This window comes from Salmonella sp. NW1250, assembly GCF_051812965.1.
Lineage (GTDB): Bacteria > Pseudomonadota > Gammaproteobacteria > Enterobacterales > Enterobacteriaceae > Salmonella > Salmonella enterica.
Genome location: NZ_JAMNDD010000005.1, coordinates 195,391 through 210,961 on the forward strand (window position 1 = coordinate 195,391; position 15,571 = coordinate 210,961).

Annotated in this window: 14 protein-coding genes; 4 read left to right on the forward strand and 10 right to left on the reverse strand. The window is 54.1% G+C overall.

Features of this window, described 5'->3' with window-relative positions; all coding sequences use genetic code 11:
* Positions 1-33 precede the first annotated feature (33 nt).
* The gene (gene cmoA, locus NBA72_RS10905) at positions 34-777 is read left to right on the forward strand and encodes a carboxy-S-adenosyl-L-methionine synthase CmoA (protein WP_000019609.1); all 744 of its coding nucleotides are present in this window, start codon (positions 34-36) and stop codon (positions 775-777) included.
* Positions 774-1,745: a tRNA 5-methoxyuridine(34)/uridine 5-oxyacetic acid(34) synthase CmoB gene (gene cmoB, locus NBA72_RS10910; protein ID WP_000569026.1), complete on the forward strand. Its 972-nt coding sequence runs from the start codon at positions 774-776 to the stop codon at positions 1,743-1,745. The genes cmoA and cmoB overlap by 4 nt, the downstream gene beginning before the upstream one ends.
* A gap of 235 nt (positions 1,746-1,980) precedes the next feature.
* Here cmoB and cutC read toward each other — a convergent pair whose 3' ends face one another.
* Positions 1,981-2,727, reverse strand: a complete 747-nt coding sequence (gene cutC / locus NBA72_RS10915) for a copper homeostasis protein CutC (RefSeq protein WP_042949143.1) — start codon at positions 2,725-2,727, stop codon at positions 1,981-1,983.
* 19 nt (positions 2,728-2,746) lie between these two features.
* Positions 2,747-3,316 carry a VOC family protein gene (locus NBA72_RS10920; RefSeq protein WP_042949141.1) on the reverse strand — a complete coding sequence of 190 codons (570 nt, stop codon included), beginning with the start codon at positions 3,314-3,316 and terminating at the stop codon, positions 2,747-2,749.
* A 236-nt stretch (positions 3,317-3,552) separates the two neighbouring features.
* Between NBA72_RS10920 and argS the strand changes: the two genes are divergently transcribed.
* Entirely contained in the window at positions 3,553-5,286 is a 1,734-nt protein-coding gene (gene argS / locus NBA72_RS10925; RefSeq protein ID WP_042949138.1) for an arginine--tRNA ligase, read from the forward strand.
* Between the two features lie 188 nt (positions 5,287-5,474).
* Positions 5,475-7,346 (forward strand): penicillin-binding protein 2, encoded by a 1,872-nt coding sequence (gene mrdA / locus NBA72_RS10930; RefSeq protein WP_000142857.1) that lies wholly within the window; start codon positions 5,475-5,477, stop codon positions 7,344-7,346.
* 53 nt (positions 7,347-7,399) lie between these two features.
* Here mrdA and bglB read toward each other — a convergent pair whose 3' ends face one another.
* The 8 genes from bglB to cheR all read right to left on the reverse strand — a co-directional run bounded on the left by bglB (position 7,400) and on the right by cheR (position 15,558).
* Entirely contained in the window at positions 7,400-8,539 is a 1,140-nt protein-coding gene (bglB, locus tag NBA72_RS10935) for a beta-galactosidase BglB (RefSeq protein ID WP_000989908.1), read from the reverse strand.
* Positions 8,540-8,775: 236 nt separating this feature from the next.
* On the reverse strand, positions 8,776-9,168 hold the full coding sequence (flhE, locus tag NBA72_RS10940) for a flagellar protein FlhE (protein WP_001233619.1): 393 nt from the start codon (positions 9,166-9,168) through the stop codon (positions 8,776-8,778).
* Entirely contained in the window at positions 9,168-11,246 is a 2,079-nt protein-coding gene (gene flhA, locus NBA72_RS10945) for a flagellar biosynthesis protein FlhA (RefSeq protein ID WP_000002392.1), read from the reverse strand. The genes flhE and flhA overlap by 1 nt, the downstream gene beginning before the upstream one ends.
* Positions 11,239-12,390, reverse strand: a complete 1,152-nt coding sequence (gene flhB / locus NBA72_RS10950; protein WP_042949134.1) for a flagellar biosynthesis protein FlhB — start codon at positions 12,388-12,390, stop codon at positions 11,239-11,241. The genes flhA and flhB overlap by 8 nt, the downstream gene beginning before the upstream one ends.
* A 193-nt stretch (positions 12,391-12,583) precedes the next feature.
* Positions 12,584-13,228 carry a protein phosphatase CheZ gene (gene cheZ, locus NBA72_RS10955; RefSeq protein WP_000983586.1) on the reverse strand — a complete coding sequence of 215 codons (645 nt, stop codon included), beginning with the start codon at positions 13,226-13,228 and terminating at the stop codon, positions 12,584-12,586.
* Positions 13,229-13,238: 10 nt separating this feature from the next.
* Positions 13,239-13,628 carry a chemotaxis response regulator CheY gene (gene cheY, locus NBA72_RS10960; RefSeq protein ID WP_000763861.1) on the reverse strand — a complete coding sequence of 130 codons (390 nt, stop codon included), beginning with the start codon at positions 13,626-13,628 and terminating at the stop codon, positions 13,239-13,241.
* A 17-nt stretch (positions 13,629-13,645) separates the two neighbouring features.
* Positions 13,646-14,695, reverse strand: a complete 1,050-nt coding sequence (cheB, locus tag NBA72_RS10965; protein WP_000036389.1) for a protein-glutamate methylesterase/protein glutamine deamidase — start codon at positions 14,693-14,695, stop codon at positions 13,646-13,648.
* On the reverse strand, positions 14,692-15,558 hold the full coding sequence (gene cheR, locus NBA72_RS10970) for a protein-glutamate O-methyltransferase CheR (protein WP_000204362.1): 867 nt from the start codon (positions 15,556-15,558) through the stop codon (positions 14,692-14,694). The genes cheB and cheR overlap by 4 nt, the downstream gene beginning before the upstream one ends.
* Between the last annotated feature and the right edge of the window lie 13 nt (positions 15,559-15,571).

The window sequence follows — 15,571 nt, forward strand, 5'->3', positions numbered from 1 at the left end:
TATGCGCCTTTATTTTTCCCGGATGTATACGTTATGTCTCACCGCGACACGCTTTTTTCTGCGCCTATCGCCCGTCTCGGCGACTGGACTTTTGATGAACGAGTAGCCGAAGTTTTCCCCGACATGATTCAGCGTTCGGTACCAGGCTACTCCAACATCATCTCCATGATCGGCATGTTAGCTGAACGCTTTGTGCAGCCGAACACGCAGGTCTACGATCTGGGCTGCTCGCTGGGCGCCGCGACGCTGTCTGTTCGGCGCAATATCCGCCATGAGCATTGTCGCATTATCGCCGTCGATAACTCCCCGGCCATGATTGAACGCTGCCGCCGTCATATTGATGCGTATAAAGCGCCTACGCCGGTTGAAGTCGTTGAAGGCGATATCCGCGATATCACTATTGAAAACGCCTCGATGGTGGTGCTGAATTTTACCCTGCAATTCCTTGAACCTGCCGAACGCCAGGCATTGCTGGATAAGATTTACCTGGGGTTGAATCCCGGCGGCGCGCTGGTACTGTCGGAAAAATTTAGCTTTGAAGATGCGAAAGTGGGCGAGCTGTTATTCAACATGCACCACGATTTTAAACGCGCGAATGGGTACAGCGAACTGGAGATCAGCCAGAAGCGCAGTATGCTGGAAAACGTGATGCTCACCGACTCGGTGGAAACACATAAAGCGCGCCTGCGTCAGGCGGGTTTCGAACACAGTGAACTGTGGTTCCAGTGCTTTAATTTCGGGTCGCTTGTCGCGTTAAAAGCCGGAGTTGCCGCATGATCGAGTTTGGTAACTTTTATCAGCTCATTGCTAAAAATCACCTCTCCCACTGGCTGGAAACATTGCCCGCGCAGATTGCCGCCTGGCAACGCGAGCAGCAGCATGGCTTGTTTAAACAGTGGTCGAACGCGGTAGAATTTTTACCGGAAATTACGCCCTGGCGGCTGGATTTACTGCACAGCGTCACGGCAGAAAGCGAAACGCCGCTCAGCGAAGGTCAGCTAAAGCGTATTGATACATTGCTGCGTAATCTGATGCCGTGGCGTAAAGGCCCGTTCTCGCTTTATGGCGTAGATATTGATACCGAATGGCGCTCCGACTGGAAGTGGGATCGCGTACTGCCGCATCTGTCAGATTTAACCGGCCGGACGATCCTTGATGTCGGCTGCGGCAGCGGCTATCACCTGTGGCGGATGATTGGCGCGGGCGCACATCTGGCGGTCGGCATCGATCCTACGCAGCTTTTCCTCTGCCAGTTTGAGGCGGTGCGTAAACTGTTGGGTAACGATCAGCGCGCGCATCTGCTGCCGTTGGGCATTGAACAACTCCCGGCGCTGAAAGCATTTGATACCGTCTTCTCGATGGGGGTGCTTTATCACCGTCGCTCGCCGCTGGAGCATCTGTGGCAGTTAAAAGATCAGTTGGTCAACGAGGGTGAGCTGGTACTGGAAACGCTGGTCGTCGACGGCGACGAAAATACCGTTTTAGTGCCCGGGGATCGCTATGCCCAAATGCGTAATGTCTATTTTATTCCTTCCGCGCCGGCATTAAAAAAATGGCTGGAAAAATGCGGCTTTATTGACGTGCGTATCGCCGATGTCTGCGTCACTACCACCGAAGAGCAGCGCCGTACCGAATGGATGGTTACCGAGTCGCTGGCCGATTTCCTCGACCCGAACGATCGCAGCAAGACGGTGGAAGGCTATCCCGCCCCGCAGCGCGCGGTGCTGATTGCGCGTAAACCGTGATGGATTGCCGAATGACCGTTACGTATAGCACCGTTTCTCCAAAATAGTTCAAGTTGCAGCAAGGCGGCAACGCAGCAAATCCCCGGGAACGTAGGTAGCTACGTGACCGGGGTGCGCGAGGCGGCCAACGCTGCTGCGGCTTGAAATATGAAGGAGAAAAAAAGGCCCCTGTTGAATTGGCAGGGGCCTGGTACGAGCAAGCATCATATTGGGCGACATGATGCAACGGTAAAAATCATTTGGCCTGATGGCGAACAATGATTCCTTTCATTTCAGCGACCGCCGCACCCTCTACCCTATAGCGAGAATACTCGTCCGCCTGTATATCGGCAGACATCGATAACCCCTGATTGCGATAGCGCATCGGCGAAGGCAGTAAGACTCCGGCGGAACTGTGTACTTCCCGTACTCCGGCATCGAGGAAATTCTGCAGGTTATTTGCACGAACCCCCGCACCAGCCATAATGGTTGGAGCATCCCCCTGGGCAATAAGTTCCATAATTATTGATAAACCTTGCGCCGCATCGGCTTTTTGCCCGGAAGTCAGTACTCTTGCTACGCCTGTGTCAGCCAGATTCTTTAGCGCATTGAAGGGATTAGCGCACATATCGAAGGCGCGGTGGAATGTCACCGCCAGCGGCCCGGCCGCCGCCATTATTTTTTCCATTCGCGACATATCGACATCCCCATCAACGGTCAACACGCCAGTAACCAGCCCGGGAAACCCCAACTCTCTGACGAGGCGGATATCTTCCAGCATGGCGGCAAATTCGCCGTCAGTGTAGTAAAAATCCCCGCCGCGAGGACGAATAATCGGATGTACGGGAATCGTAATATGCTCGCGTACGCTGCGTAAGACGCCGAAAGAAGGCGTAAGCCCCCCTTCTTTCGGCGCGGCGCACAGTTCGATACGATCCGCGCCGTTTCGCTGCGCGGTGAGCGCGCATTCCATGCTGTAACAACAGATCTCAAGTAACGCCATATTCACTCCGCTCGGCAGGTTAATGGGCCGCCTGTTCGCTGGCGACAATCTCTTCAATCGACCATGGATGAAATTTTACCGTGATGCGGCCATCGGTCACGGCCAGCGTAGGGTTTGGCAAACGTTCATGCTCGCCCTGTGGCGAACTGGTTTTAACCACTATCCCCGGCTGACTAAGCCCCTCATCCGACAACAACGCCAGGGCCCTCGCGTTCAAGGTCTCCGGCTCGCCGGGCAGCACGATTTCAATATGCTCCCACCCCTCGTGTGGATAGCGTTTTTCTCCCGGCCACGGTAATTCAATAACAGAAAACCGCCAGTGTTCCACACATACCGGTTCATGCAGTTTAAACAGACAAATCGGCCTGCCGTTGATGATATTTTCCGACAGTAGCTCGCCGCATTGTTCAAAACCGCGACGCCAACGCTCCGCCGTCGTATTCTGGTGACAGCGCAATGAAATGTGATCGGCCTCAAGGGCGCTAATCTGCAGACCAAGGCGAGTGGAAAGTTCTCTGAACGCCAGAGTGAATCGCGGTAAATCTGCGGAAATATCATGCAGTTCATCAATGTGTTGCCAGTTCGCCATATCAGGACGCTCTTCTTGCTGTGAAAACCGCTAATTTACGCTGTTGCGCCCCGGCAACCAACCTTTGATTTGATTGGGCGTTTATTGAATGCTTATGCAGATTATTGTTGCGTATATTTCAGGCGACGCGCCGCGCGCGCAATGCTGACGCCAACGGGCATTTGCAGTATACTCCCGCCCTAATTCTTAAACTGGCGCGGGCAATACAGCCCGCTTCATAAACGTAAGGTATTCCGGTGAATATTCAGGCTCTTCTCTCAGAAAAAGTTAGTCAGGCCATGATTGCTGCAGGCGCGCCTGCAGATTGCGAGCCCCAGGTTCGTCAGTCAGCCAAAGTTCAGTTCGGCGACTATCAGGCCAACGGCATGATGGCAGTTGCGAAAAAACTGGGTATGGCCCCCCGACAACTTGCAGAGCAGGTGCTGACTCATCTGGATCTCAGCGGCATCGCCAGCAAGGTTGAAATCGCCGGCCCTGGCTTTATCAATATTTTCCTCGAACCGGCTTTTCTCGCTGAACAGGTGCAGCAGGCGCTGGCCTCCGATCGTCTGGGCGTTTCTCAGCCGACTCGCCAGACAATTGTCGTCGACTACTCCGCGCCCAACGTCGCGAAAGAGATGCACGTTGGTCATCTACGCTCCACGATCATTGGCGATGCGGCAGTGCGCACGCTGGAGTTTCTGGGCCATCATGTTATTCGCGCTAACCACGTCGGCGACTGGGGCACCCAGTTCGGTATGCTTATCGCCTGGCTGGAAAAACAGCAGCAGGAAAACGCGGGCGACATGGCGCTGGCGGATCTCGAAGGATTTTACCGCGATGCGAAAAAGCATTATGACGAAGATGAAGCGTTTGCCGAGCGCGCGCGTAACTACGTCGTCAAATTGCAGAGCGGTGATACCTATTTCCGTGAGATGTGGCGTAAGCTGGTTGATATCACGATGACGCAAAACCAGATCACCTATGATCGTCTGAACGTCACTCTGACGCGTGACGATGTGATGGGCGAAAGTCTGTATAATCCGATGCTGCCGGGCATCGTCGCCGATCTGAAAGCCAAAGGCCTAGCGGTTGAAAGCGAAGGCGCAACGGTGGTTTTCCTTGATGAGTTTAAAAACAAGGAAGGCGACGCGATGGGCGTCATTATTCAGAAGAAAGATGGCGGTTATCTGTATACCACTACCGATATCGCCTGCGCCAAATACCGTTACGAAACGCTGCACGCCGACCGCGTGCTCTACTACATTGACTCCCGTCAGCACCAGCACCTGATGCAAGCCTGGACCATTGTGCGCAAAGCCGGTTATGTACCGGATTCCGTTCCGCTGGAACACCACATGTTCGGCATGATGTTGGGTAAAGACGGTAAACCGTTTAAAACTCGCGCGGGCGGTACGGTGAAACTGGCGGATCTGTTGGATGAGGCGCTGGAGCGCGCGCGTCGTCTGGTGGCGGAGAAGAACCCGGATATGCCGGCTGACGAGCTGGAAAAACTGGCTAACGCCGTCGGTATTGGCGCGGTGAAATACGCCGATCTGTCAAAAAACCGCACCACTGACTATATCTTCGACTGGGATAATATGTTGGCTTTCGAAGGCAATACCGCACCTTATATGCAGTATGCCTATACGCGTGTGCTGTCTGTTTTCCGTAAAGCGGATATCGACGAGCAGGCGCTGGCGAGCGCACCGGTTATCATTAGCGAAGATCGCGAAGCGCAGCTCGCTGCCCGTCTGCTGCAGTTTGAAGAAACCCTGACGGTGGTCGCGCGTGAAGGTACGCCGCACGTCATGTGCGCGTATCTGTATGACGTCGCCGGGCTGTTCTCCGGCTTCTACGAGCACTGCCCTATTCTCAGCGCCGAGAATGACGCGGTTCGCAATAGCCGCCTAAAACTGGCGCAACTGACGGCGAAGACGCTGAAACTGGGTCTGGATACGTTGGGTATCGAAACCGTAGAACGCATGTAAACGCGCCGTCGTTAACATCATCAGGCCTGACTCCGGGTAACGGACTCAGGCCTTTTTATTGCCACAGCGGTATATCTGTAACAAATCACAAGGAATGACACATTTCTATAGAGAGATGGAACATCTTTTACCTGTGCTGGCGCTGACCGCCCCGTATCATTAGGCGGCGGATTGTTCAGGTACAGGTAATGACTTTTAAAGACTTTGATGCGGAAGAGAAACTTTTCCTGAGACGTGTGATTGTGGCGTTTGGTGTAGTGGTTGTCTGCTTTGGTATCCTGATCTTCAACCTCTATAACTTGCAAATCCGTCAGCACCACTACTACACCACCCGTTCGAATGAGAACGATATCAAGATGCTACCCGTCGCGCCCACGCGCGGCATCATTTACGATCGCAACGGCATTCCGCTGGTGCGTAACGTAACCTGGTATGATATCGCGGTTACGCCCTATAAAATTGCCGATATGGATGCGCTGCTAAAACAGCTCACCCCTATTGTTGATCTCTCCCCCGATGATATCGCCGACTTTCGCCATGCGCTAAAATCCAGTAGCCGCTATCGTCCGGTGGTGCTCAAAAACGCGCTAACGGATGTTGAAATCGCACGCTTTGCGGTCAATCAGTTTCATTTCAACGGCGTCACGATCAATAGCTATCAGGATCGGCAGTATCCTTACGGCGCGGAGCTGGCGCATGTTCTCGGTTACGTGTCAAAAATAAACGATAACGACCTTAAAGCGCTGGATAAAAAAGGGCTGGCAGAGAATTACGCGGCGGACCATAACATCGGTAAACAGGGGATTGAGCGTTACTACGAAAACGATCTTCATGGTAAAACCGGCTATCAGGAGGTCGAGGTGGATAATCACGGGCGTATTGTCCGCCTGCTGAAAGACGTTCCTCCCATCGCGGGTAAGAACATTCACCTGACGCTGGATCTCCATTTACAAGAGTACATTGAAAGTTTGCTGGCCGGGCAGCGTGCTGCCGTACTGGTTGAAGATCCACACGATGGTTCAGTGCTGGCGATGGTATCTATGCCCAGCTACGATCCGAACCCCTTTGTAAAAGGCATTAGCTATCAGGATTACGGCAAACTGCTGCACGATAAAAATCTGCCGCTGATCAACCGCGTGACGCAAGGGCTTTATCCCCCGGCGTCAACGGTTAAACCCTATATGGCGATGTCCGCGCTGTTATGCGGGATTATTACGCCGCAAACCACCTTCTTTGGCGCGCCAACCTGGACGCTTCCCGGCACGCAGCGTCATTACCGGGACTGGAAAAAAACCGGACACGGTATGCTGGATGTCACTAAAGCGATTGAGGAATCTGCGGATACCTTTTTCTATCAGGTCGCGTATATGATGGGTATTGACCGTATCGACACGATGTTGTCTCAGTTCGGCTATGGCAAACCGACGGGTATCGACCTTAATGAAGAGTATGACGGGCTGCTTCCCAGCCGCGCATGGAAACAGCGGGTCCATAAAAAAGCCTGGTATCAGGGCGATACCATCTCTGTCGGCATCGGCCAGGGCTACTGGATTGCCACCCCCATCCAGATGGTAAAAGCGATGGTGGCGCTCATCAACAACGGTAAGGTGATTGCCCCTCACCTGTTACTCAATGAAGAGAGCGGCAAAACGGTGGTTCCGTATCGTCCTTCAGGAACACCGGCACAGATAGCCGATCCGGCGTCGCCATACTGGGGACTGGTGCGTCAGGCGATGTATGGCATGGCGAATGCACCCAACGGAACGGGCTATAAGTTCTTTCACACCGCGCCCTACGGCATTGCGGCCAAAAGCGGCACGTCGCAGGTATTTAGCCTGAAAGAAAATCAGACCTACAACGCGAAAATGATCCCCATTCGCCTGCGCGATCATGTGTTTTATACCGCTTTTGCACCGTATAAAAACCCTAAGGTCGCTATTGCCTTGATTCTGGAAAACGGCGGAAGCGACGGCGTTACCGCCGCGCCCATCATGCGAAAAATCCTTGACCACCTGTTTGATCCACAGGCTGATACCACACAGTCGGGTCAGGCGCCATAGTCAAATAAGCAAAGCGCCATCAGACAAGGATACGACCGGAATATCCGCATACATCAGAAATAGTTACGCAGATATTCCGTCAAACACAGCATAGCCATCGCCTGCCCGTAAGGCATAGAGGTCAACGGAATATGACGGTAAAAATCGAGATCGTGGCCCATGCCAGTGCCAAATGACGTTTGCAGCAGTTCACCTTCCGGCGAGATATGTTTCACTATCCCCCGAATAGCTTTTTCCGCCACCTGCGCATAGTGCCGTTCGACATAGCGTTTGCGCACCGCTTTAAGAATACCGTAGGCAAAACCCGCCGTCGCCGACGCCTCAAGATAAGAGTGCGGATCGTCAAGCAGCGTATGCCACAAACCGCTTTCATCCTGACATTTCGCCAGCGCGGCGATCTGCGCATTCAGTACCTGGACCAGGTAACGGCGCACGGCATTATTTTCCGGCAAGTCCAGCAGTTCAAGAAAATCCGGGATCACAATGGTCAGCCAGCTGTTGCCGCGCGCCCAGCGAGCGTTAGCGAAGTTATGATGACCGTCATAGCTCCAGCCGTGGAACCACAGCCCCGTCTCTTTATCCATCAAATTCTGCACGTGTAGCAGGAACTGATAGGTTGCCTCTTCCACATATTCCGGCCGGTTCAACAGTTTACCGATTTTCGCCAGCGGCAGCACCGTCATCATTAGCGTGTCGTCCCACATCTGCTGATGATTCTCCTCCGCCAGCGTGATGTGCTGCATTCCGCCGTGATCGGTTCGGGGCATTTCATTCATCGCCCATTCGGCCCACGTTTCCAGCCACGGTAAATACGCTGGATTACGCGTCTCTTCATAGCGATACGCCAGCGTTAAAAACGGCGCCATCGTATTAACGTTTTTCGTCGTCGCGCCTTCCGCAAAACGATCGGCAAACCAGTCATCAATGATCTTACGCATCGTCTGGTCGCCGGTCTGTTGGTAATAGTGATACATTCCGTACAGGCCCACGCCATGCGTCCACTCCCATCCGGCCCAGCCTTTAGTATCGATCACGCGTCCGTCGTCCAGTCGCAATAAAAATTCGCCTGTCTCATCTTTAATATTGACCAGGTTATGCGTCACCTTTTGCACCAGGGCTTTTAGTTCATCTCTGGCGATAAAATGCTCAGGCTGACGCAATAGCGGACTGTGTTTGACTGGATAAACCATCATTTGCTTAACCTCTGTGTAATGTCGAATTCAGTGCTGCGTGCAGTTTTACCGCCGACGCAGTCGATTCGCTACAGTAAAAGCTAAGCTGGGCGGAAACCTTTTTGTTTCTGCCATTGCCAGAGCGTAAATGGCAAAAACGCAAAGAGTTCGGCAACCTACCTCACCATTTTATAAAACGGTGTTTCTATTTATTCAAAAAGAGAGTCAGGTCTGTTACCTGGCCAAGAAAGGGGCGGTTAGCGGTAGTTCACAATCACCTGATTGCTCCGCACTTTTAACGCCGGGATAAGTCGGCCGCCGCCGGGGACTTCCCAGACAAAGCGGAGCGGCTCGACTGCGGGAACATGAGCAAAACCGTGGGTCGTGCCACTCTGACCATCAAGTTCTACGCAACGGGACTGGGAACATAAACGTACCCGTAATCCTGCGGGGGTCGGGCCATTCAGTTCATAACGCCAGGCGACCAGCGTCATCACACCGGAAACCGGCTGACGCGCCGACAATGGCGAAGACGATGCGGAAACACCCCGGTAATTTAAGGTTACACCCATACCGCTATCCTGCCACGCGCCTTCGCCTGCGGCCTGAACCGTCAGGGGAAAGAGCAACAACGCCAGCCATTTACGCATTATTTTCCTCCAATGGTCGCCGTCATGCGGATATGACGGTTATCGGAAAGCTCAAGGTTCGACAACACCACCAGCTGCGGTAAACTGCGCCGCAAAAAGCGGGACAATAATGGACGTAGCGCATGGTTAACCAGTAATACCGGCGGCGCGCCAAGCATCTCCTGGCGAGAAAGCGCCTCTTGCGTCTGCGCCAGCAGGCGATCCGCCAACCCAGGCTCAAGTCCACCGCCGCCCTGCAATGCCTGAAGCAGCAAACGCTCCAACGCGGTATCCAGGCCAATCACCTGCACTTCTTCATTACCAGGGAACCACTGTTGCGTAATCGCTCGTCCTAATGCCACGCGTACCACGGCGGTTAATTCATGCGGATCGCTTTGTAACGGCGCATGTTCCGCCAGCGTTTCCAGAATGGTGCGCATATCGCGAATAGGGACTTTTTCCGCCAGTAAGTTTTGCAGGACTTTGTGTAAAGTCGTGAGGGTCACGACGCCGGGGACCAGATCTTCCGTGAGTTTAGGCATCTCCTGAGAGACACGATCCAACAGTTGCTGCGCTTCCTGGCGGCCAAACAGTTCAGCGGAGAATTGGCCAATCAAGTGGTTAAGGTGCGTCGCCACAACGGTACTGGCTTCAACAACGGTAAAGCCCTGAATTTGCGCCTGCTCTTTCAGGGCGCTTTCAATCCAGATGGCATCAAGGCCAAAAGCTGGATCGACGGTTTTCTCGCCCGGTAGCGTTCCCGCCGCCGTGCCGGGGTTAATAGCCAGCCAACGTCCCGGATAGGCGTCCCCGCTGCCAATCTCTACCCCTTTCATCAAAATACGATAGCGCGCAGGCTGTAAATCCATATTGTCGCGAATATGGACAACCGGCGGCAGGAACCCCATATCCTGCGCGAATTTTTTACGAATGCTGCGAATACGTCCGAGCAATTCGCCATCCTGTTGAAAATCCACCATCGGGATCAGGCGGTAACCCACTTCCATTCCCAGTGAATCCTCAAGCTGTACGTCATTCCAGGTGGCTTCGACCACCGAGTTATTTTCCGGCATTTTTACCGGCTGCGGCTCCTCTGGCGCTTTTTCTTCACGCCCGCGCAGCCACCATGCCAGGCCGAGCAAAGCGGCGGTAAAGAGTAAAAATACCAGGTTAGGCATTCCTGGCACCATGCCAAGCAGCCCCAGCACCGCCGCCGCCAGCAGCATCACCCTTGGATTACTGAACAGTTGGCCAACCATCTGCTCGCCTACATCCTGATCGGTACTGACGCGGGTCACAATGACGCCCGCCGCCGTGGAGATAACCAGCGCCGGGATCTGGGCGACCAGGCCGTCGCCAATGGTCAGCAGGGTGTAGCTTTCCGCCGCGCTGCCCATGCTCATTCCGTGCTGCAATACGCCGACCAGCAGCCCGCCGACCACGTTAATGACCATGATGAGAATACCGGCGATGGCGTCGCCGCGTACAAATTTACTTGCCCCGTCCATCGAGCCGTAGAAGTCGGCTTCCTGAGTGACTTCCGAACGCCGTTTTTTGGCCTCGTCTTCACCAATCAGACCGGCATTAAGATCGGCGTCAATCGCCATTTGCTTACCGGGCATACCATCCAGCACAAAGCGCGCGCCGACTTCGGCAATACGTCCGGCGCCTTTGGTGATGACCATGAAGTTGATAATGACGAGGATGATAAAAACCACAATCCCGATCGCGAAGTTACCGCCGACCAGGAAATGACCGAACGCCTCCACCACCTTTCCCGCCGCCGCCGCGCCGGTATGCCCTTCCATCAAAATAATGCGCGTTGAGGCTACGTTAAGCGCCAGACGCAGTAGCGTGGTAAACAGCAGGATGGTCGGAAACGCGGCAAAATCCAGAGTGCGCTGGGTAAACATCGCCACCAGCAGCACCATGATTGATAGCGCAATATTAAAGGTAAACAATAAGTCGAGGATAAAAGCAGGCAGCGGCAGCACCATCATCGACAAAATCAGCAGAATGAGGATCGGCCCGGCAAGAATTTGCCATTGCGTCGATTTCAGGTTGCTGGGCAGGCGCAGCATCGCGACCAGATTAGCCATCAGTATTCTTCTCGTTCATAAAATCCAGCGCTTCTGGCACCGGAAGGTTCTCAGGTTGTGGAGGATGTTGCCCACCCGCAAGCCGCCAGCGTTTAAGCTGCCAGACCCAGGCCAACACTTCCGCAACGGCAGCATATAACTGTCCGGGAATTTGCTGACCGATTTCGGCGTGGCGATATAATGCCCGCGCCAGCGGCGGCGCTTCTAAAGTGGGAACCCGATGTTCAGCGCCGATCTCGCGAATGCGCAGCGCTATTAATCCAGCCCCCTTCGCGACCACTTTCGGCGCGCTCATTTTGTTTTCGTCATACTGCAGCGCCACAGAATAGTGCGTCGGGTTAGTGACAATGACGTCCGCTTTCGGCACATCTTCCATCATGCGGCGCTGCGCGGCGGCGCGTTGCATCTGGCGAATTTTGCCCTTAACATGCGGATCGCCTTCGCTCTCTTTAAATTCGTCGCGAATGTCCTGCCGCGACATGCGTAATTTTTTCAGGTGGCTAAAGATCTGGAAAAACACGTCAAATCCCACCATCGGAATCACGCCCAGTACCACCAGTAACGCGCAGAGTCCAACCAGATCCAGCGCATTCCCCATTGCGACGATCGGCGACTCCGCCATCAGGCGCATCATTTGCGGCCAGTGATGCCAGAGATAAAAGCCGGTAACGCAGCCGACCAGCGTGGATTTCAACACCGCTTTTAGCAGTTCCGCGCCGGTCTGCGCCGAAAACATGCGCTTAATTCCCGGCAGCGGGTTTAATTTAGAAAATTTTGGCTGTAGCGACTTACCGCTAAAAATCAGGCCGCCAAGCATAACCGGCGAGATAAGCGCCACCAGCACCACGCCCGCGATGAGCGGTAGCAGTGCCATCATCGCCGCTTTAATCAGCAAAATTATCTGCCCCAGGATCAGGTTAGGATCGTTCACCATACGGTGATCGAAGTGCAGGCCTGCTGAGAGCATTCCCGCCAGTTGCCGCGCTAACGACTCGCCGCCGAACCAAATAATACAAACGCCCACCAGCAATATCAGCAGTGAGGTCAGTTCTCTGGAACGGGGGATCTGCCCTTCTTCCCGCGCTTTTTCAAGTCGGTGGGGTGTGGGGGCTTCTGTTTTGTCGTCGTCGCTCTCTTCTGCCACGCAGCAAACCCTGGATAGATTGATAAGCGAGAATGATGCCAGAACCGCTTTACGCCAATGGGCAGAGTAAGCGGTAAAAAAGGCGGGGTTTATGGCGTTAATAGAGATAGCCGGATACGATAAGAAAGTATCGTATCCGGCCGGGTTAACGGATTCGGACCCGATAAGCGCAGCGCCATCAGGTCAAAAAAGCTTAAAAGCCAAGACTGTCCAGCAGGTCGTCCACCTGATCCTGACTGGCGACGACGCCAGCTTTCGAGGTATCCACCTGCGGGCCGTTGAGCAAGCTTTCGTTCTCGCGTTTTGGTCGCGCGCTCTGTTCCGGGATGTTTTCCAGCAGCACCATTAACAACTGGCGTTCAATCTCCTGAATCACGTCCATCATGCGTTTGATCACCTGACCCGTCAGATCCTGGAAATCCTGCGCCATCATAATGTCCAGCAGTTGCGCGTTAGTAAAGCTGGTATGGCCCGGGACATCCCTGAGAAACTGGCGCGTATCCGTCACCAGTTCACGGGCGTCGGAAAGCTCGATCGGATTGTCAAACCACTCGTCCCAACGTTGGGTTAGCGCTTTCGCCTCTTTTTCCATCGCATCCTGATGCGGCTGCGAAGCTTCGACACTGTTTAGCGCGCGTTCCGCCGCCTGCGCCGTCATCTGGACGACGTAATCCAGACGGTCGCGCGCATCAGGGATCGCCTCCGCCGCTTCGGCAATCGCCTGGTCCAGCCCCAGTTCACGCAGGCTGTCGCGCAGCATTCGGGTCAGACTACCGATGCGCGCAATGATGTCTCCTGCTGAGCCTTCATCAGCAGGCTTGATAGATGGTTGCATCATCATCGCATCCTCACATGCCCAGTTTCTCAAAGATTTTGTTGAGCTTCTCTTCCAGAGTCGCTGCGGTGAACGGTTTTACGACATAACCGCTGGCGCCAGCCTGTGCGGCGGCGATAATATTCTCTTTCTTGGCTTCCGCCGTGACCATCAACACGGGTAACGCCGACATGGCGCTATCGGCGCGAATGGTTTTCAGCAGCTCCAGGCCATCCATATTCGGCATGTTCCAGTCGGAGATAATAAAACCAAAGCCGCCCGCCTGGAGCTTGTTCAGCGCATCGACGCCGTCTTCGGCCTCTTCCACATTGTTAAATCCAAGCTCTTTTAAGAGGTTGCGCACGATACGACGCATGGTCGAAAAGTCATCCACAACCAAAAATTTAAGCTCTTTATCCGCCATAAAATACTACTCCTGGTTCAAATACGTATCGCCTGTCCGGCACTGATTTTCGCCAGCATCTGCTGGCTTACCTGGCTAAGATCGACCACTTCGCTTACGCCACCCATATTGATGGCCTCGCGCGGCATGCCGAACACCACACAACTTGCTTCGTTTTGCGCAATGGTCCAGGCGCCAGCCTGGTACATCGCTAACATTCCAGCGGCGCCATCGTTGCCCATCCCCGTAAGAATGACGCCTACGGCGTTGCGCCCCGCGTGTTTCGCCACCGAATGAAACAGTACATCCACGGAAGGCCGATGCCGGTTTACCGGCGGGCCATCATGAATTTTTATTTGATAATTCGCCCCGCTACGCGCCAGCTCCATATGCTTGTCGCCGGGCGCAATGTAGGCATGACCTGGCAATACGCGTTCGCCGTCCTCCGCCTCCTTCACGCTGATTTGACAGAGTTTATTCAGACGCTCGGCAAACGAGCGGGTAAAGCCAGGCGGCATATGCTGCGTAATAATCACTGCTGGACTGGAAAGCGGCAGCGGTTGCAGCACATGTCGGATAGCTTCAGTACCGCCCGTTGAAGCGCCGATAGCAATCAGTTTTTCCGAACTGAGCAGCGGACCGGCTTTTAAGGTTGCCGGGGCCGCCATCGGTTTATGTGCGGCGATGCGGGCCCGCGCGGCGGTACGCACTTTTTCGGCGATCATCTCGCTATACGCCAGCATACCTTCACGAATGCCAAGCTGCGGTTTGGTGACAAAATCGATGGCCCCCAACTCCAACGCCCGTAGCGTCACTTCGGAACCTTTCCCGGTCAGCGAAGAGACCATCACCACCGGCATCGGTCGCAGGCGCATCAGTTTTTCCAGAAAATCGAGGCCGTCCATACGCGGCATCTCAACGTCCAGGGTCAATACGTCCGGATTAAATTTTTTGATGAGATCCCTGGCGACCAACGGGTCCGGCGCAGTCGCCACCATCTCCATATCGCTATGGCTATTAATAATTTCAGTCATGATTTGGCGCATTAGCGCGGAATCATCAACTGACAATACCCTGATTTTACTCATGCTTTATCCTTACTTAGCGCATACACCGTCTGTCCGCGCAGGCTAAACTCGCGCACGAGGTTGCTAAAGTTTTCTGAGTGACCGGCAAACAACAGTCCGTCAGGTTTAAGGAGTGGAACAAAACGGCGCAGAATGTCCTCCTGAGTCGTTTTATCAAAATAGATCATGACGTTACGGCAAAAAATCGCGTCAAAGGGACCGGGTACGTTGTACTGCTTTTCCAACAAATTAACGGAGGAAAATTCAACATAATTGGCCAGTTCCTGACGCACGCGCACCAGTCCTTCATGCGGCCCCGTACCGCGCATGAAGTAACGTTGTAGCTGCTGCGGCGATAACGTTTTCAGTTCGCTGAGGCGATAAATACCGCTTCTCGCTTTTTCCAGCACTTCAGTATCAATATCGCTGGCGAATACTTTCCAGCGACCGGGGGCCATCCCCAACGCATCCGCCAGCGTAATGGCGATACTGTAAGGTTCTTCTCCTGTCGATGCCGCCGCACTCCAGACGCGATACTCGCCGTGGCGGCGACGCGCATGTTCCGCAAGGATGGGAAAATGGTGCGCCTCGCGAAAAAAAGCGGTCAGGTTGGTAGTCAGAGCGTTGATAAAAGCCTGCCACTCAGCGCTGTTTTGATTAGCCTCCAGCATACTGAGATAACGGCCAAAATCATCCAGTCCCAGGGCACGCAGCCGACGGACCAGGCGGTTATAAACCATATCCCGCTTATGGTCGGCCAGCACGATCCCTGCGCGCTGGTAGATTAATTGACATATCCGACGAAAATGCGCGTCGGACAGCGCGAGGCGCTGTGTCATCTGTAACAATACTGACGTTTGCCCGGAGGGCAGAGATGATGTCATAGCGCCTTCTTAA